A 17,875-nucleotide genomic window follows, 5' to 3' on the forward strand; every position below is an offset into this window, starting at 1 on the left:
CGCCGGGGTCGCGGCCGGCCCGGACGAGCAGCGGCAGGGCCTCGGCGACCGGCAGCGACACGGCGGGCACCGTGGCCCGGCGGACCTGGCCGCCGTGCGGCCGTACGACCGTGAGCCCGGAGTCCCCCGCCGCGGCACGGCCCGTCCGGGACTCCGGATCCCAGAAGGCCATCCGGCCCTGGCGCGGCACCGGTGCGGGCAGGAAGACGGCGGCGAGCCGCGCGGAGACGCGCGCGGCGCCGGACACCTCCGTCACGCCCGGCACCTCCGTCGCGCCGGACGCCCCTGCCGTGCCGTCGGCCGTCCGCACAGCCCCGTCCCTCATACGCCCGGTCACCTCCCGCCCGGCAAGTCTCGTCAGATGTCTTCGACTCTAAGGGCGGGGTCTGACAATCGGTCCCGGCGGCCGGGCGCGGCCCGTCAGGGGGTCGTCCGCGACACCACGTAGACCATGGGGTGCTCGGGGTTCGACCGGTTGACGACGACGGTGAACGTCGGCGCCGGGTCCTGCTGTTCGTGGACGAGCCCGAACCACGGGCCCTGGCCGGAGAAGTCCCAGCGGACGGTCTCGCGGTCGCGGTCGCTGATGGTCATCTCGTCCGGCTCGAGCGCGCCGGTGCCCGTACCGATCCGGTCCAGGAACTTGTCCAGGCCCTCGTTGCTGGTGAGGAACTGCACGTACAGGCGGCTGGTCTTCCAGTTGTTCGTCTCGTAGTAGGCGACGTCGTCCGAGTACGGCGGGACGGGCACCTGGTAGAGGCGGCGCTGGACGCGTGAGGGCCAGCCGGCGGTGAGGCCGGTCGCCGAGTACTTCTCCTCCTTGTCCCGGCCGCTGTCCCGGCTCTGACCGGCGGAGATCGCCAGGTAGCCGGCGGGGATGCCGATCAGCAGCACGATGGTCAGCAGGGTCAGCGCGCGGCGGCGGATCACGTGGCGCCGGTCCTCCGGGGGCCGGTCCGGCGCCGGCTCGTCCGGCGGCGGGGGCTGGCGCGGCAGCGCGGCCGTCACGCGGAGTCCTGGCCGGTGGTGCGGGTCTCCGCGTACCGCGCGTACCGTTCGTAGCGCTCGACCCGGCGGCGGTTGGCGCGGCGGAAGCGGCGGGCGACGAGCCGGGCGAGGTCCGCGGCGCCGACCATGCCGGCCTCGGGCCCGAGCTGGGCGCGGGCGATCCGGGCCTCGGGGCGGTAGCCGCGGCCGGTGAGGTGGCGCCGGAAGGCGTCCCGGGCGGGGGCGATCAGCAGGTCGTCGGCGGCCGAGACACCGCCGCCGATGACGAAGCAGGAGGGGTCGAGGGCCGCGGCGAGGTTGGCGATGCCGACGCCGAGCCACTGGCCGATGTCCTGGAGCAGCTCGATGCACATCGCGTCGCCCTCGCGGGCCAGCTCGGTGATCATCGGGCCGCTGATCTCGGCGATGTTGCCCTTGACGTGCTCGATGATCCCGTACGCCACCGGGGAGTCGGCGGCGGCGAGCTCCCTGGCCTCGCGGACCAGCGCGTTGCCGGAGCTGTACTGCTCCCAGCAGCCGCGGTTGCCGCACGGGCAGCGGTGGCCGCCGGGCACGACCTGCATGTGGCCGAACTCGCCCGCGACGCCGAACTTGCCCCGCTTGACCTGCCCGTCCTCCAGGATGGCGCCGCCGATGCCGGTCCCGAGGGTGATCATCACGAGGTGGTCCTCGTCACGCCCCGCACCGAAGCGCCACTCGGCCCAGGCGGCGGCGTTGGCGTCGTTGTCCACCAGGACGGGCACGGCCAGGCGGTCGGCGAGGCGGTCGCGCAGGGGCTCGTTGCGCCAGGACAGGTGGGGGGCGAACAGGACGCGGTTGCGGTCGGCGTCGACCCAGCCGGCCGCGCCGATCCCGACGGCGTGCACGTCGTGCCGGTCGGAGAGGTCCAGCACCAGCTCGACGATGGTGTCCTCGACGACCTGGGGGCTCTTGGACTTGTCCGGCGTCTCCGTGCGGAGCTTCTCCAGGATGACGCCGTCGGCGTCGACGACGCCCGCCATCACCTTCGTACCGCCGATGTCGATGCCGACCGTGGGTACACGGGGCGCGGACAGGTGCGAACGGCGCTCGCGCGTGCCCACGGTCCGCAGGACGGTGGCCCGGGCGGAGCCGCGGTGTGTGAAGTCGCGGTAGGTGCTCATCGCGCCGATTCTGCCTTACGCTCCCGCCGGGCGCGCCGTCGGGCGCCCGCGACCCCGCCGACGTGCTCCCCGCGCGCGCGGACGCGTCCCCGTGTGGCGGTGCTCAGGTACGGACGAGCAGCTGGAACTCGAACGAGTAGCGCGAGGCACGGTACACGTTGGTGGCGAACTCCACGGCGCGGCCCGTGTCGTCGAACGTGGTGCGCTCCATGGTGAGCAGGGGCGCGCCCGCCTCCTCGTCGAGCCGCTCGCCCTCGGCGCGGGTGGCGGCGCGGGCGCCGACGGCCTGGCGGGCGCTGTGCAGGGTGATGCCCGCGGCGCGCATCAGCCGGTACAGGCCGGTCTCCTCCAGTTGCCCGCTCTCCAGGTCTAGCAGGCCGGCGGGCAGCACGTTGCACAGGTACGCCATCGGTTCGCCGTGCGCCAGCCGCAGCCGTTCCACGCGCCGCACCTCGCTGCCCTCGGCGACGCCGAGCGCGGCCGCCACCTCGGCGGTGGCGGGCACGAGGGCGTTGGCGAGGACGCGGGTCGCGGGGCGCTGCCCGGCCGCCTCCAGGTCGTCGTACAGGCTGCTGAGCTCCAGCGGGCGTTTGACCTGGCTGTGCACGACCTGGGTGCCGACACCACGGCGGCGCACCAGCAGGCCCTTGTCGACGAGGGACTGGATGGCCTGGCGGACGGTCGGCCGGGACAGGCCGAGCCGTCCGGCGAGTTCGATCTCGTTGCCCAGCAGGCTGCCCGGGGTCAGCGCGCCGTTCTCTATCGCGGCCTCCAGTTGCTGGGACAGCTGGAAGTACAGCGGGACCGGGCTGTTGCGGTCGACACCGAGCTGGAGCGGGACGGTCGGGTCGGCTTCTGGTTTGGGCACGGCCCGAGCGTAGTCCCGGCGCCGGTCGACGGGAAGTTGCGCGGTCACATTGTCATGACATGCCCATTGACAGGGCGGTGGCCACCCCTCCACTTTGTTCCCATGCGCATCGGACTCATAGGGGCGGGCCGCATCGGCACGTTCCACGCGGCCACGCTCAGCCGTCACCGTGACGTCGGCTCGCTCATCGTCACGGACGTCGACCGGGAGCGGGCGCAGTCGCTCGCGGACCGGCTCGGGGAGACGGCCGCGCCCGGGGTCGACGAGATCTTTGCCTGGGGCGTGGACGCGGTGGTGATCACCGCGGCGACCGCGGTGCACGCCGAGCTGATCGGCCGGGCGGCTCGCTCGGGACTGCCCGTGTTCTGCGAGAAGCCCATCGCCCTGGACCTGCCGGGCACCCTGCACGCGCTGTCCGAGGTGGACGCCGCCGGCACCGTGCTCCAGATGGGTTTCCAGCGCCGCTTCGACACGGGGTACGCGGGGGCGCGCGAGGCCGTGCGGTCGGGCCGGCTCGGGCGCCTGCACACCGTACGGGCGCTGACGGCGGACCAGGCGCCGCCGCCCGCCGCGTACCTGCCGCTGTCCGGCGGGATCTACCGCGACTGCCTGATCCACGACTTCGACGTGCTGCGGTGGGTGACCGGGCAGGAGGTCGCCGAGGTGTACGCGACCGGGTCGGAGGCCGGGCCGGCGGTGTTCCGCGAGACGGACGACTCCGCCACGGCCGCCGCGATCCTCACCCTGGAGGACGGCACCCTCGCCACGGCGACCGCGGCCCGGCAGAACGGCGCCGGGTACGACGTCCGCATGGAGCTCGCCGGGGAGCTGGACACGGTCGCGGTCGGCCTGGACGACCGGACGCCGATCGCGTCCACGGAACCGGCCGGCCCGCCGCCCGCGGACAAGCCGTACACCGGGTTCCTGGACCGCTTCGGGCCCGCGTACGAGGCGGAGCTGACCGCGTTCGTGGAGGTGGTCCGCGGGGAGCGGGCCAACCCGTGCGACGGTCGGGACGCCCTGCAGTCGCTGCGCATCGCCGAGGCGTGCGAGCTGTCCCGCCAGGAGCGGCGCCCGGTGCAGCTCGGGGAGATCACGGGGGCGCCGCACTGACACCCGGTGCGCGCCCCTCACCAGCGCACCGGCAGCCTCCGCACCCCCCGCATCAGCATCCCCGGCAGCCAGTCGTCCGGCCGCTCCTCCAGGGCCAGGTCCGGGCAGCGCTCCAGCAGGGACCGCAGGGCGACGCGGCCCTCCAGCCGGGCCAGCGGCGCGCCCAGGCAGAAGTGGATGCCGTGGCCGAAGGCGAGGTGGCCCTGGGGATCGCGGCGGATGTCGAACCGGTCGGGCTCCGGGAAGCGGCTGCCGTCGCGGTCGGCGGCCGCCAAGCCGATCATCACCGTGTCGCCCGCCGCGACCGGTGCCCCGGCCAGGTCGAACGGCTCGGCCGCGTAACGGAACGTGGCGTTCTCCACCGGCCCCTCGTAGCGCAGTACCTCCTCCACGGTCCCGTCGAGCAGGCTCATGTCCGCCCTCAGCGCGGCGAGCTGCTCCGGATGGGTGAGCAGCGCGTGCACACCGTTCGCGATGAGGTTGACCGTCGTCTCGTGGCCCGCGACGAGCAGCACGAAGGCCATGCCGCGCAGTTCCTCGGGCGAGAGCCGGTCGCCGTCCTCGTCCGTCGTACGGATCAGGTCGCCCAGCAGGTCGTCGGCGGACGGGGCGGACCGTTTCCCCTCGATCAGTTCGTCCAGATAGGCGGCGAGCCGGACGATCGCGTCGTACTCGTCGTCATGGCTCGTCGGCGCCACCACCTCCGTGGACAGCGCGCGGAACGCCTTCCGGTCCAGCTCGGGCACGCCGAGCAGCTCGCAGATGACGGTGATGGGCAGGGGGAACGCCAACGACTCCACGAGGTCGGCGCGGCCGCCCGGCAGCATGGCGTCGAGCAGCGAGTCGGTGATCTCCTGCACCCGGGGACGCAGCCGCTCCACGCGCCGCCCGGTGAACTCGCGGGCGATCAGCCGCCGCAGCCGGGTGTGCTGCGGCGGATCGGTGACCAGCAGGTACTTGCCGATCAGGTCCTCGTCGAGGAGCGTCTCACCGATCTTCGAGGCGTCCTTGGACAGCCGGGGGTCGGCGAGCGCCGCCCGCGCCTCCTCGTACCCGACGACGAGCCACATCTCGTGCAGGGCGGGCGGTGGCAGCCGCACCCGGTGCACCGGCCCGCGGGCGCGCAGCTCCGCGTAGACCGGGTGCGGATCCTCGGTGAACCGGCTCCCGTACTCCCCCAGATCGACGATCCGCTCCACGGTGCTCCCCCTCCGTCGCGGACGGCGTGTCCTCCTCCCTCCAACGCGCGGGCCGCCCGGTCAGTGCCCGTCCTCCTCCAGCAGCCCCGCGTCGTATGTGAGCAGCGCGATCTGCACCCGGTTGTTGAGGTCGAGCTTGGCGAGGATGCGGGAGACGTGCGTCTTGACGGTGGCGACGCTCATGTACAGGCCGGCGGCGATCTCGGCGTTGGAGGCACCCCGGCCGACCTCGACGGCGACCTCCCGCTCGCGGTCGTTGAGGGCGGCCACCCGCGCGCGGGCGCGCGTGCGGCGGGTGTCGGGTCCGCCACCGGCGGCGTGCGCCATCAACTGGCGGGTGACGGTGGGCGAGAGCACGGGGTCGCCGGCCGCGACCCGGCGCACCGCGTCGACGATCTCCGCGGGCGGGGTGTCCTTCAGCACGAACCCGGCCGCGCCCGCCCGCAGGGCCCGCAGCACCTGCTCGTCGGCGTGGAAGGTGGTGAGGACGACGACCTGGGGCGCGTCCGGGCGGTGGCGCAGGCGCTCGGTGGCGCCGAGTCCGTCCACCGCGGGCATCCGGATGTCCATGAGCACGACGTCCGGACGGGTGCGGTCGACGAGTGCCTCGACCTCGGCACCGTCGGCGGCCTCACCGACGATCTCGATGCCTTCGGCGCCACCGAGCATGAGGGTCAGGCCGGCCCTCACCAGGGGGTCGTCGTCGACCAGGAGCAGTCGGATCGCAGTCATGCGGCCCACCGTATCCACGGTCTGCCTCGAGGACGTCAGCCGTACGGCAGCCATGCCCGCACCTCGAACCCCCCGTCCGGCGTCGTCCCGTGTCGCAGCCGCCCGCCGGCCAGCGTCGCCCGCTCGGTCAGGCCGATCAGGCCCTGTCCCGAGCCGGGCACGTACAGGACCTCCCCCGCGGGCGCCGGATTGCGCACCGTGACGGTCAGGCCGTCGCCCGGGGCGCCCACGACGGACACCGTGACCTCGGCGCCGGGGGCGTGCTTGCGGGCGTTGGTGAGGCACTCCTGGACGATGCGGTACGCGGTACGGCCGGCGGCCGCGGGCACCCCGTCCGGAGCGGTGCCACGGTGGTCGAGGACGACCTTCGTGCCGGCCTCGCGCACCTCGGCGACGAGGGTGTCCAGCGCGGCGAGCGTCGGCTGGGGGCGCCCGGCGTCGTCGGCGTCGCCCGCGCGCAGGACACCGATGACCTCCCGCAGGTCCTGCAGCGCCTCGTGCGCGCTCTCCCGGATCACGCCGGCCGCCCGGGCGATCTGCTCACGGGGCGCGTCGGGCCGGAACTCCAGGGCGCCCGCGTGCACGCTCAGCAGGGTGAGGCGGTGGGCGAGCACGTCGTGCATCTCGCGCGCGATCGCCTCCCGCGCGAGCCGCTGTGCCTGCTCGGCGCGGAGCGCGGCCTCCGTCTCGGCCCGCCGGGCCCGGTCCCGCAGGCTGAGCACGAGCTGCCGCTTGGAGCGGACGAACAGGCCCCAGCCGATCGTCGTCAGACCGAGCAGCCACCCGAAGATCAAGGACTCCAGGAAGGACAGGCCGGGATCCGGGCGCCACCAGAAGTAGAACGGGACGAGGGCGAGGGAGGCACCTCCGATCCACGCGGTGTACCGGAAGGGGCGGTGCACCGCGAGCGAGAAGAAGACGACCAGGGCCGCACCGCCCCCGGTGGCCGACAGGAGGCTGACCGGCAGCATGGCCAGGGCCAGCCCCACCGGCCGGCGCCGGCGCAGCCAGACCGCCGCGCACGCCAGGGCGCCGACCCACTGGTCGAAGACGGCCAGGGCGTGCGGGGTGCCGGGGTCCCGGGACATCTCGTGCGCGCCGACGATGCCGATGACGACGGCCAGCAGGAAGGCGGTGAAGTCGACGACCCAGTCGCGTACGGTGCGCCGCGGCCGGCCCGGGGGCCCTGAGCCGTCCGGCCGGTCCGGGTCGAGCGCGGCGGCGAGGGCCGAGGGCAGCAGCCAGCGCCGCCCGGACGGCTCCCGGTCGGACGGCTCCCGGTCGGACGGCTCCCGGTCGGACGGCTTCCGGTCGGACGGCCGCGCGGCGCGCGGCACGGTCGTCGCTCGGTCATCACTCACAGTCGACGAATCTACGCAGGGACGGTGCCCGCCGCCCCGTTCCCGGCCACGGCCGGCGACCTAAGTCGCAGCCGCTCAGACTTTCGGCGGTCCGCGCCGCCACGACCGGGTCCTTCCGTCGCGCACCCCTGGCCCCGCGGCCGATGGCGGGAGCGCTCGGCGGAGCGAGGCTTCCGGCATGAGGAAATTGCTGGGCTTCATCGGATTCATCGCCCTGTTCCAGGGTGCGGGCGGGCTGGTGCACGAGCTCACGGGCCGGCTGGGCTGGGGCTTCGTCCACCGGTGGAGCGTGCTCGACGGCTACGAGATCTACGCCAGCGTCGCGCTGCTCGTGCTGGCCGTCGCCCTGTTCGCCGCGGCGGAGAGCCGCGGGTCCGGCTGACCCGGACCTCCGGCTCCGCCTCCTGACTCCTCAGCCTTCCGTCCCCTCAGCCTCCCGACTCCTGGAACCGCGCGCCCAGCCGGGCCGCCCCTCGCGGCGTCGGCGAACCGTGCAGGCGCAGCCGGGAGACGCCGCCGTCCGGATGGATGTCGAGGCGTACGTGGGTGCCGACGGCGGGCGTGCCGAGGACGAAGCGGTGGCCGGTGTCGGGCTGGAGGCGGGTGCGCGGCAGGATCTCGGTCCACTCGCCGCCCCCGCCGTTCTCACCACCGCCACCGACCTCTCCGCCCTCCTGGCCCGCACCGTCCCCGGCGTCCCCGGTGTCCCTCACCGACACCGACGCCCAGCCCGCCGCGTTGCCCTTCAGGTACGCCGTGTCGATCTCGATCGCCCGGATCTCGGACTGCGCGGCCAGCCGGTAGCGGATCCAGTCGTTGCCCCGGTCACGGCGGCGGCGCGTCTCCCAGCCGTCGTCCATCCTGCGGGCGCGGCCCGGCTGGATGGTGTGGGCGGCGGGCGAGTAAAAGCGGTCCGAGGCGTCCTCGACCCGGCCGCCGTTCTCCAGCGCGACGACGTCGAAGGTGCCCAGCGCACCGATCCAGACGGGGTCGGGCACGACCTCGCCGTACACCCGCAGGCGCGCGATGCCGCCGTCGGGATGCTGGTTGACGCGCAGGTGGGTGAAGCGCCGCGGCGAGGAGACGGCGAAGCCGTTGGCCGCGTGGCCGCCGACCGGGGTGCGCGGGACGAGGGTCGTCCACCGCGTGTCGGCCGCGAGCAGTTCCTCCGGCGACGGCGCGCCGGGCACGGTGACGCCCTCCACGGACACCGCCTGCGGGTGGTTGCCGCGGAAGTGGGCCGTGTCGACGACGATGCCGTGGATCACCCCGGGCGCGCCCAGGCGGACCAGCGCCCAGTCGTGGTCGTCGGCCGTCGGCCACGGGTGGCCGGCCGAGGCCCCGCGGCGCCGCCGGGTCTCCCAGCCGTCCATGACCTTGCCCTTGTGCCCGAAGAGCGCCGGGTCGAAGACGGCGGGCCCGGGCACCAGGAGGTTCTCGCGCGGGGCGAAGAACTCGTCGTTGGCGGCGACGACCGAGGCGCCGAGCCGGCGGTCGGCGAGGTCCTCGTACCGGGTGAAGGGGAACTCCGCGGTGCGGTAGTCCGCGTACGGGTCGCCGCCTCCGTAGGGCTGCGCGTCGCCGGTGAAGCTCGGTATCGCCGTCATGTGGTGTGCCTTTCGCGAGGTGGCCGCTACGGACGGCCGCTTCGGACGGCCGCTACGGGAACGGATCCGGATGCCCGGCTGGGGATCAAGGGGTCCTGGTGAGGAGCCGCCCCTTCGGCGCGGTGAACTCGCCGTCGGCGAGGACGCGTTCGCCGCGCAACCAGGTGGACTTCACCACGCCGTACAGGGTCCGGCCCGCGTACGCGGTGACACGGTTGCGGTGCTGGAGGTTCGCGGGGTCCACGGTGAACGTCGCGTCGGGCGCGAGGACCGCGAAGTCGGCGTCGCGGCCGGCCTCGATGGCGCCCTTGCGGTCGTCGAGGCCGACCAGTTCCGCCGGGCGCGCGGCCATCCAGCGCGCCACGTCCACCAGATCGTGCCCCCGCGCGCGGGCCGCCGTCCACACCGCGGGAAGGCTGAGCTGGAGTCCGGAGACACCGCCCCACGCGGTCGCGAAGTCGTCGGTCTTCAGGTCGGCCGTGCACGGCGAGTGGTCGGTGACCACGCAGTCGACGGTGCCGTCGGCGAGCGCCCGCCACAGCAGGTCCTGGTTGGCGGCCTCGCGGATGGGCGGGCAGCACTTGAACTCACTGGCTCCGTCCGGCACCTCCTCCGCGGTCAGGGTGAGGTAGTGCGGACAGGTCTCGGCGGTGAGGCGTACGCCCGCGCGCTTGGCCTCGGCGATCAGCGGCAGCGCGTCACCGGACGACAGGTGCAGGACGTGCACGCGGGCGCCCAGCCGTCCGGCCTCGGCGACGAGGTGGGCGACGGCCGCGTCCTCGGCCCGGCGCGGGCGGGAGGCGAGGAAGTCGGTGTAGCGGGGGCCGCCCCGCTGCGGGGCGGCGGCCAACTGGTGCGGGTCCTCGGCGTGCACGATCAGCAGCCCGTCGAAGGAGGCGATCCCGGCCATGGCACGGGCGAGGTGCTCCCGGTCCAGCGCGGGGAACTCCTCGACCCCGGACGGCGACAGGAACGCTTTGAAGCCGAATACACCCGCGTCGTGCAGCGGCCGCAGGTCCCGCGGGTTGTCCGGCACCGCGCCGCCCCAGAAGCCCACGTCGACGTGGGCCTTGGCCGCGGCCACCGCCTGTTTCCTCCGCAGCCGGCCGACCGTCGTGGTCGGCGGCAGGGAGTTGAGGGGCATGTCGACCAGGGTGGTGACGCCTCCGGCCGCCGCGGCGCGCGTCGCGGTCCAGAAGCCCTCCCACTCGGTGCGGCCGGGGTCGTTGACGTGCACGTGGGTGTCGACGAGACCGGGCAGCAGCACGTCGTCGCCGAGGTCCTCCAGCCGGGCCGCGGCGGGCACCTCGGCGTCGTACGGCAGCACGGCCGCGATCCGGCCGCCGGCGACCGTGACCGAGGCGGCGCGGGACCCCCCGGGGGTGATGACGCGCGTCGAACGCAGCACCAGCCCGACCGCTGTGACGTCGTGCACCCGGCCCACCGCCCTCCACCTGGAGCCACTCACTTCAACGAAGTGTTGAAGCAGCGGCGCAAGGAGTCTTCACTCCCCTCCGAAACCCGTCAAGAGCCCCTCCCGCCCGCTGTGCACCCCGATCGCCCCCTACGGGCGCTCTCACAATCCGGAATTAACATTCCGGCAACCAGAACGTAGCTTCGTGCTCGCAGAACGTAGCTTCGCGCCGGCAGGACGGCGGCCGGCGCGCGGGTAGGCTGCTGCCTTGCCCGCCAGCCGAAGGGAACGCGCCGTGCCGACGTCGAGTGCCAGCACCACCGGCAAGCCGTCCGCCGCCGGCGGTGGCGTCCAGTCGGTGGAGCGGGCCTTCGGCCTCCTCGAGCACATGGCGGACGCGGGCGGCGAGGTCGGCCTGAGCGAGCTCTCGGCCGGTAGCGGGCTGCCGCTCCCCACCATCCACCGGTTGATGCGCACCCTCGTGGCCTGCGGTTACGTACGCCAGCAACCCAACCGGCGGTACGCCCTCGGACCGCGCCTCATCCGCCTCGGCGAGTCCGCGTCCCGGCTGCTGGGCACCTGGGCCCGCCCCCACCTCGCCCGGCTGGTCGAGGAGACCGGCGAGACGGCGAACATGGCGCTGCTCGACGGCGACGAGGTGGTGTACGTGGCGCAGGTGCCGTCCAAGCACTCGATGCGGATGTTCACCGAGGTGGGCCGCCGGGTGCTGCCGCATTCCACGGGCGTCGGCAAGGCGCTCCTCGCGGGCCTCCCGCCCGAGGAGGTACGCGCCCTGCTCGGCCGCACCGGCATGCCCGCCGCCACGGAGCGGACGATCACGACGCCCGACGGCTTCCTGACCGCCCTGGAGGACGTACGCCGCCTCGGCTACGCCGTCGACGACAACGAACAGGAGATCGGGGTGCGGTGCCTGGCCGTCCCCGTGCCCGGCTCACCGACCGCGACGGCCATCTCCATCTCCGGCCCCGCGGGCCGGGTGACGGACGCGGCGACGGAGCGGATCGTGCCGGTGCTCCAGCAGGTCGCGGCGGACCTCTCCGAGACACTGGCGGCGTCGGGCGCGGGGGCACAGCCCGGGTGAACCGGGCGGACCTTCAGGCTGCCGGGCGGTCGCGCCGTCCGGCGGGCGGGCCCTCAGTGTCGCGGTGACCGGCCGAAGAGCTCCACCGCTCTGCGCACGTCGGCGAGGCTCCCCGAGAGCGCACTGACCGAGCCGATCGCACCGGCCACGAGCAGCAGGGAGCGGCGCAGCAGCGCGATCTCGGGGGTCCCGCCCGCGGCCATGGCGGCGAGCGCCGCCAGCTCGTCCTCGGCTATGGAACGGTCGGGGAACTCACGCGGGAGCGCGCCCAGTTCGCGGCGGAGCCGCGACACGGCGGTCCGCAGTCCGGCCGTCCTCGGGTCCTCACCGCTCCCGGTCACCGGCCTCTGCCCCAAGCTCCGCAACACAGTTCTCCCCCCTCGCACCCACTCGTGCGGCGAGACGTGTCCGTACGGGCCCGGCGGCCTCCCGCGGCGTCGGCCGGGCTCCAGGGATGCGCGCCAGTTAACGTCACCGATGCCTCGCGCGCCACCTTGTGGGCCGGAATTCAGCCCCCGTGCGCCCCCGCACGCCCCCGGGCGCCCCTCGGGCACCGCGCGACCCACCGGAACCGCCGGGGCGCGCGGCGCGGGGCCGGGCGGGCGCCGGACACGCCTCGCACACCCATCGGGTATGCAGGGGGCATGACGGACACTCATGACGACCGGATCGCCGGCCTGCTGCTGGCCGCGGGGGGCGGACGGCGCCTCGGGGGCCGCCCCAAGGCCCTGCTGACCCACCGGGGACGCCCGCTCGTCGAGCACGCCGTCGCGGCGCTGCGCGCGGGCGGCTGCTCCCGGGTGCACGTGGTGCTCGGCGCGGCGGCGGACACCGTACGCGCGCGTGCGGTGCTGCCCGGCTGCGAGCTCGTGGAGAACCCGCACTGGGCGCGGGGCATGGGGTCCTCGCTGCGGGCCGGCCTCGCGTCGCTGGCGGGCACGGGCGCCCGGGCGGTGCTCGTCTCGCTGGTGGACCAGCCGGGGATCGGGGCGGCGGCCGTGGCGCGCGTCCGGTGCGCGTACGGGTCGTCCGGGTCGCTGGCGGCGGCCTCGTACGACGGCCGGCGGGGCCATCCGGTGCTCTTCGGCGCCGATCACTGGGCGGGGGTCGCCGCCGCCGCGACCGGCGACCGGGGGGCCCGCGCCTATCTGGCGGCCCGCGCGGCCGAGGTGACCCTCGTGGAGTGCGGCGACGTGGCGCTGCCGTACGACATCGACACCGAGGCCGACCTCGCCCGTCTCGAGTGAGAGTGCGGACGCCCGTGATCGGAGTGCAACTTGGCGCGATCCGGAGGGATGTGATGCCGCTCGGCGTCACTCGCCCTCACTCGGTGTCGCTCGGCATCAGTCGACAGTAACGATTCATTGAACTTCCACCATGAGGAAATTAGTATCCACGCGGCACCGCCCGGCCGCCATCGAAGGAAGTGACCGCCCATGCCCGCACCAGCGCCGTCCCCGCTGGCCGTCGTCGACGCCGAGCCCCTGCCCCGGCAGGAGGAGGTCCTCACCGACGCGGCCCTCGCCTTCGTGGCCGAGCTGCACCGGCTGTTCACGCCCCGGCGCGACGAACTGCTCGCCCGCCGCGCCGAGCGCCGTGCCGAGATCGCCCGCACCTCCACGCTCGACTTCCTCCCGGAGACGGCGGCGATCCGCGCGGACGACTCCTGGCGGGTGGCCCCCGCCCCCGCCGCCCTCGACGACCGGCGGGTCGAGATCACCGGCCCCACCGACCGCAAGATGACGGTCAACGCCCTCAACTCGGGCGCGCGGGTGTGGCTCGCCGACTTCGAGGACGCCTCCGCGCCCACCTGGGAGAACGTGGTCCTCGGCCAGCTGAACCTGATCGACGCGTACACCCGCAGCATCGACTTCACCGACGAGCGCACCGGCAAGTCGTACGCCCTGCGCCCGGACGGGGAGCTCGCGACGGTCGTGACCCGCCCCCGTGGCTGGCACCTCGACGAGCGCCACCTCCGCGACACCGGCGGGCGCGCGGTGCCGGGCGCCCTCGTCGACTTCGGCCTGTACTTCTTCCACAACGCCCGGCGGCTGCTGGACGCGGGCAAGGGCCCGTACTTCTACCTGCCGAAGACCGAGTCGTACCTCGAGGCCCGCCTCTGGAACGACGTCTTCCTCTTCGCCCAGGACCAGCTCGGCATTGCCCGGGGCACCGTCCGCGCCACCGTCCTGATCGAGACGATCACGGCCGCGTACGAGATGGAGGAGATCCTCTACGAGCTCCGCGACCACGCGTCCGGCCTCAACGCGGGCCGCTGGGACTACCTCTTCTCCCTCGTCAAGAACTTCCGTGACGCCGGTCCGAGGTTCGTCCTCCCGGACCGCAACGCGGTGACGATGACGGCCCCGTTCATGCGCGCGTACACCGAACTCCTCGTCCGCACCTGCCACAGGCGCGGCGCGCACGCGATCGGCGGCATGGCGGCCTTCATCCCCTCCCGCCGGGACCCGGAGGTCAACGAGATCGCCTTCGCGAAGGTCCGCGCCGACAAGGACCGCGAGGCGGGCGACGGCTTCGACGGCTCCTGGGTCGCCCACCCGGACCTGGTCCCCGTGGCCATGGAGTCCTTCGACAGGGTGCTCGGCGACCGCCCGCACCAGAAGGACCGTCTGCGCGAGGACGTCCACGTCGAGGCGGCCGACCTGATCGCCGTCGACTCCCTGGACGCCAGGCCCACCTACGCGGGGCTCGTCAACGCCGTCCAGGTCGGCATCCGCTACATCGAGGCCTGGCTGCGCGGCTCCGGCGCGGTCGCCATCTTCAACCTGATGGAGGACGCGGCGACCGCCGAGATCTCCCGCTCCCAGATCTGGCAGTGGATCAACGCGGGCGTCGAGTTCGAGCGCGACGGGAAGACGGTGCGGGCCACCGCGGAACTCGCCCGCGAGATCGCCGCCGGGGAGCTCGCGCACCTCCGCGCCGAACTGGGCGAGGAGGCCTTCGCGGCGGGCGACTGGCAGCGGGCCCACGACCTGCTGCTGGAGGTCTCGCTCGACGAGGACTACGCGGACTTCCTGACGCTGCCGGCGTACGAGCGGCTCAGGGGCTGACGCTCGCGCGGTCGCGCGGTCGCGTGCGGGGAGTTCGACCACCGTCGGCTCCGGCACCGCGGCTCCGGCACCGTGGGGCCGTCATCCCAGGTGCACCGACCAGTCCTGTTCCGCCCCCGGCTTGCCGTGCAGGTCGGGGACGCGCTTGAGCCAGGCCGGGCGGCCCTGCTGGGTCCGCGCCGCCCGGAGGGCCTCCTCGGCGGCGAGCTCCTCCCGGGTGGGGAAGCCCGTGGGGAGCCAGGAGGCGGAGGTCCCCGCGCGCGCGTGGAGGTAGCCGACGTACGCCTCCCGCACGTCGTCCGGCGTTGCGAAGCCCTCCTCGCCCGCCGCGAGCCACGCGTCGGGAACCAGCCGGACGACCTCGCGCAGCAGGTCCTCGGTCACGCGCGGGGCGAGTTCCGCGTCCGCGGCGCGGACGTCGGGCCCGTAGTGGCCGAGGGCGTGGTGCCGGAAGTCGTACGCCTTCTCGGGGTCGGAGGCGTCCCAGCGGTGGTGGAAGACGAGTGCGGCGCCGTGGTCGATGAGCCACAGCCGCGGGGGCGCCGTGCCGAACGTCGGCCAGACCATCAGGTTGGAACTGTGGACCGTGCGGTCGACGTTCACGGTCAGGGCGTCCAGCCAGACGATCCGGCCCGCCTCCAGCGGATCGACGCGGAAGGTCTTCGCGACCTCGGGCGTGAGGTCCACCGCGCCCGGCAGGTGGTCCATGCCGAGGTTCAGCCCCGCGCTGGCCGCGTGGAGGTCCCGTACCTCCTGGTGGGGCTCGGCATCGGCGATCGCGGGGTCGAAGTGCACGAGGACCAGTTCCGGGAACCGCAGGCCGAGCGCGCGTGCCAGCTCGCCGACGATCACCTCGGCCACCAGCGCCTTGCGGCCCTGCGCGCTGCCCGTGAACTTCACGACGTAGGTGCCGAGGTCGTCGGCCTCGACGACCGCGGGGACGGAGCCGCCGGTCGCCAGGGGCTCGATGTAGCGGGTCGCGGTGACCTCTCTCAGCATGTCCTCATGTCCTCAGGCCACCCCTTCAACGCCCTTGCCTTCCGGAGTGAGCATAGTGACCGAGGTGATCGTCGGCGCCGGGTGCCCGAGCCCCCACACCACGAGACCGGTCGCCGGGGGCGGTCCGCTGTGGGCCGTGTGGGTCACGTACCGGCCTCCGCGGTGGGCGGCGCCTGTCCGTCCGGAACGTCGGCCTCGAGTGCGGCGACACCGTCCTCCCAGCGCCGGCGCCGCTCGGCGAGGGGCTGGTCCCACCAGGGAGTACCGCGTTCGCCGAGCGCCACCTTCGCCGTCCGCACCCGGCTGCGGGCCAGTTCCTCGGCTTCCTTGTCCTCGGTCCGGTGCGACGCCGCCACCGCGCGCCGGGCCGCCATGAGGTGACGGCGCAGCTCGGCGGCGACGTCCTCGGGGATCTGCGGGTCCGTCGCCCGCCAGCGCCGCCCCTTCACCACGATGTACCGGCCGTCGGGTGTCCGTTCCGCCTGTTCGGGCTGTTCGGGCTGTTCAGGGGAGGGCATCCGGCTCATACTGCCGCACCCGGGCGGGGTTCCGGGTGGCGCACACGCGCGCGCGGGCGCCTCATGGTCAGGCGCCTCATACCGGGCGCAGCGGGTTGGGCAGCGGCAGGTAACGGGCGTCGGCGCCGTCCGCGCCCGTCCAGCGCAGCAGCAGGTTCGTCTTGCCGGGCAGGGTGGGTGAGGTGAGGAGGGCCGTGGCCTCCGGCAGGTCGGGGCGGGCGGCGAGCTCCTGGCGCACGGCGGGCCACGGGTCGAAGTGCGGCCACCGTTCGGCCAGCACCGCGGCCAGCTCCATCAGGTGGTTGACGACCAGGCAGTACACCAGCCGCTCCCACCCGGCGGCACGGCCCACGTCCGGCAGCAGCTTCACGCCCTCCGCGTCGCGGAACAGCGCCTGTACGGGGAGACCGGCGTCGTCCACGGCGACCAGGCTGTTCTGCACGTGCGCCTCCAGGACGACGCCGTGCCGCGCGAACGCGTCGAGGACCGGGGGCACGACCTGCCGCAGGTACGCCTCCCACCAGGGCGCCGGGTCGGTGACGCGGTCGAGCGGGTTGCCGTCGAAACCCTCCACCAGGGCGGCGGCGAGCAGCGGGGTCGTACCGGGCAGGACGTGCTCCCGCAGTCCGTCGCGCACCAGCACGGCCAGCTCCTCGAAGGCGAAGTCCGCGGTGCGGTAGCCGCGGTCGCGCAGCCAGGCCGCCGGGCCGGGCAGGTCCGCGAGGGCGGCGGCCGCCGCGGTGTCCGCGCGCCGGAGCTTCAGCAGGTCGTGCCGCCACAGCCGGCGGATGTCGTTGGTGATGCGGACGTCCAGGCTGAACTTGAGGAAGAGGTCACCGCCCGCCACGGTCCCCTCCGGGACGTGGACCGTGCGGATCGCCGCCGTGGGCCACACGTGCCCGGGGGCGGTACCGAGCCGCACGAGACGCCCGTCCGCGAACGCGCCCGCCAGTTCCCGTCCGGCCAGGGACAGCTGCCAGGGGTGCGCGGGCAGCAGCCGGTAGCCGGGCGGAGCGGTGCCGAGGGCGTCCAGGGCCGACGCGTCGCCCTCCTCCACGACCGCGTCCTCGCGTACGCCGAGGAGCGCGAGCGGGAACCTGGCGTGCGCCTCGGGCGCGTACGGCAGCCAGGCCGCGGCCGGGCCGCCGCCGCGCGCTTTGGGGGCGGGGTGGTGGGGGTGGCCGGTGATGAGGGAGTGCTCGGAGCGCAGGTACGGGTCGGCGGGCGGCGCCGTCCGGGCGCGGGCGGCGAGGAGGGCGGCGACCGCCTCCCGGCTGTCGAGCATCTCGGCGGGCAGCTCGGAGTTGACGAGCCCGGTGTGGTGGCGCAGCGCCTCGGCGGTGAGCTTGACCAGTTCGGCGTGGGTGAGGCGGTGCCAGCGGCCGCCCCTGAGCAGTTCGGGGCCGGCCGGGCGTCTGGTGCCGCGGACGCGCAGCACGTGCCCGGTGGCTTTCAGCCGGTACTCGTCCGGCCCGGTCCGCTCCCCCACCTCCCGGAGCAGACAATTGAGAAGCGGCGCGGCGGCGTACGCGTCGGCCGCCGCGCCGATGTCTTCCCAGCCGGTGTCTTGGCAGCCGGTGTCTTGGCAGCCGGTGTCTTCCCGAGAGTGCTTGGCGTCCTGCTTGGCGTCCACGGGGTCCATTCGTCCGTACGGTGCGCTGATGATCAGTATGTCCGTCGCCGTGTGCCGACGCGATGCCGTTCCGGCCGTTCCGTCGCGTCGGCACGGGCCGGCGATCGT

At 74.3% G+C, this 17,875-nt stretch carries 17 protein-coding genes and 1 pseudogene; 5 read left to right on the forward strand and 13 right to left on the reverse strand.

All coding sequences use genetic code 11. The annotated features are described in order from the left end of the window. The 4 genes and pseudogenes from UW392_RS30790 to UW392_RS30805 all read right to left on the reverse strand — a co-directional run. Positions 1–325: pseudogene (locus tag UW392_RS30790) on the reverse strand (ATP-dependent helicase); the annotation flags it as partial. A gap of 95 nt (positions 326–420) precedes the next feature. Next, complete coding sequence (locus UW392_RS30795) at positions 421–1,008, reverse strand: sugar kinase (RefSeq protein WP_320778434.1); 588 nt, start codon at positions 1,006–1,008, stop codon at positions 421–423. Further along, on the reverse strand, positions 1,005–2,150 hold the full coding sequence (locus UW392_RS30800) for an ROK family glucokinase (RefSeq protein ID WP_320778435.1): 1,146 nt from the start codon (positions 2,148–2,150) through the stop codon (positions 1,005–1,007). The genes UW392_RS30795 and UW392_RS30800 overlap by 4 nt, the downstream gene beginning before the upstream one ends. Before the next feature lie 103 nt (positions 2,151–2,253). Next, the gene (locus tag UW392_RS30805; RefSeq protein ID WP_320778436.1) at positions 2,254–3,018 is read right to left on the reverse strand and encodes a GntR family transcriptional regulator; all 765 of its coding nucleotides are present in this window, start codon (positions 3,016–3,018) and stop codon (positions 2,254–2,256) included. A gap of 102 nt (positions 3,019–3,120) precedes the next feature. Here UW392_RS30805 and UW392_RS30810 point away from each other — a divergent pair, with 102 nt between their 5' ends. Next, positions 3,121–4,131, forward strand: a complete 1,011-nt coding sequence (locus tag UW392_RS30810) for a Gfo/Idh/MocA family oxidoreductase (RefSeq protein WP_320778437.1) — start codon at positions 3,121–3,123, stop codon at positions 4,129–4,131. Positions 4,132–4,148: 17 nt separating this feature from the next. On the opposite strand, the gene UW392_RS30815 is transcribed toward UW392_RS30810, so the two are convergent. Genes UW392_RS30815 through UW392_RS30825 form a run of 3 tightly spaced genes read right to left on the reverse strand, consistent with a single transcriptional unit; the run spans position 4,149 to position 7,303 of the window. Beyond that, positions 4,149–5,330 (reverse strand): cytochrome P450, encoded by a 1,182-nt coding sequence (locus UW392_RS30815; RefSeq protein ID WP_320778438.1) that lies wholly within the window; start codon positions 5,328–5,330, stop codon positions 4,149–4,151. A gap of 60 nt (positions 5,331–5,390) precedes the next feature. Further along, positions 5,391–6,062 carry a response regulator transcription factor gene (locus UW392_RS30820; RefSeq protein WP_320778439.1) on the reverse strand — a complete coding sequence of 224 codons (672 nt, stop codon included), beginning with the start codon at positions 6,060–6,062 and terminating at the stop codon, positions 5,391–5,393. Between the two features lie 35 nt (positions 6,063–6,097). Continuing rightward, positions 6,098–7,303 carry a sensor histidine kinase gene (locus UW392_RS30825; protein WP_320778469.1) on the reverse strand — a complete coding sequence of 402 codons (1,206 nt, stop codon included), beginning with the start codon at positions 7,301–7,303 and terminating at the stop codon, positions 6,098–6,100. 298 nt (positions 7,304–7,601) lie between these two features. Here UW392_RS30825 and UW392_RS30830 point away from each other — a divergent pair, with 298 nt between their 5' ends. Further along, complete coding sequence (locus UW392_RS30830) at positions 7,602–7,805, forward strand: hypothetical protein (protein ID WP_320778440.1); 204 nt, start codon at positions 7,602–7,604, stop codon at positions 7,803–7,805. 46 nt (positions 7,806–7,851) lie between these two features. On the opposite strand, the gene alc is transcribed toward UW392_RS30830, so the two are convergent. After that, a complete protein-coding gene (alc, locus tag UW392_RS30835; RefSeq protein ID WP_320778441.1) occupies positions 7,852–9,030 on the reverse strand; it encodes an allantoicase in 1,179 nt (392 codons plus the stop codon). A gap of 85 nt (positions 9,031–9,115) precedes the next feature. Next, positions 9,116–10,465, reverse strand: coding sequence for an allantoinase AllB (allB, locus tag UW392_RS30840; protein WP_320778442.1), 1,350 nt, complete (start codon positions 10,463–10,465; stop codon positions 9,116–9,118). A 274-nt stretch (positions 10,466–10,739) separates the two neighbouring features. Here allB and UW392_RS30845 point away from each other — a divergent pair, with 274 nt between their 5' ends. Continuing rightward, complete coding sequence (locus UW392_RS30845) at positions 10,740–11,546, forward strand: IclR family transcriptional regulator (RefSeq protein WP_320778443.1); 807 nt, start codon at positions 10,740–10,742, stop codon at positions 11,544–11,546. Positions 11,547–11,599: 53 nt separating this feature from the next. Here UW392_RS30845 and UW392_RS30850 read toward each other — a convergent pair whose 3' ends face one another. Beyond that, positions 11,600–11,914: a DUF5955 family protein gene (locus UW392_RS30850; RefSeq protein WP_320778444.1), complete on the reverse strand. Its 315-nt coding sequence runs from the start codon at positions 11,912–11,914 to the stop codon at positions 11,600–11,602. A 276-nt stretch (positions 11,915–12,190) separates the two neighbouring features. Here UW392_RS30850 and UW392_RS30855 point away from each other — a divergent pair, with 276 nt between their 5' ends. Both UW392_RS30855 and aceB read left to right on the forward strand, forming a co-directional pair. Next, positions 12,191–12,793 carry a nucleotidyltransferase family protein gene (locus UW392_RS30855; protein ID WP_320778445.1) on the forward strand — a complete coding sequence of 201 codons (603 nt, stop codon included), beginning with the start codon at positions 12,191–12,193 and terminating at the stop codon, positions 12,791–12,793. Between the two features lie 189 nt (positions 12,794–12,982). Continuing rightward, positions 12,983–14,617: a malate synthase A gene (aceB, locus tag UW392_RS30860; RefSeq protein WP_320778446.1), complete on the forward strand. Its 1,635-nt coding sequence runs from the start codon at positions 12,983–12,985 to the stop codon at positions 14,615–14,617. 81 nt (positions 14,618–14,698) lie between these two features. Here aceB and UW392_RS30865 read toward each other — a convergent pair whose 3' ends face one another. From UW392_RS30865 to UW392_RS30875, 3 genes are all read right to left on the reverse strand, one after another. Then, positions 14,699–15,616 carry a HipA family kinase gene (locus UW392_RS30865; protein WP_320778447.1) on the reverse strand — a complete coding sequence of 306 codons (918 nt, stop codon included), beginning with the start codon at positions 15,614–15,616 and terminating at the stop codon, positions 14,699–14,701. Between the two features lie 143 nt (positions 15,617–15,759). Further along, a complete protein-coding gene (locus UW392_RS30870) occupies positions 15,760–16,143 on the reverse strand; it encodes a hypothetical protein (RefSeq protein ID WP_320778448.1) in 384 nt (127 codons plus the stop codon). Positions 16,144–16,210: 67 nt separating this feature from the next. Further along, a complete protein-coding gene (locus tag UW392_RS30875; RefSeq protein ID WP_414496720.1) occupies positions 16,211–17,776 on the reverse strand; it encodes an IucA/IucC family protein in 1,566 nt (521 codons plus the stop codon). Positions 17,777–17,875: the final 99 nt, after the last annotated feature.

This window comes from Streptomyces sp. CRN 30, from assembly GCF_034105845.1.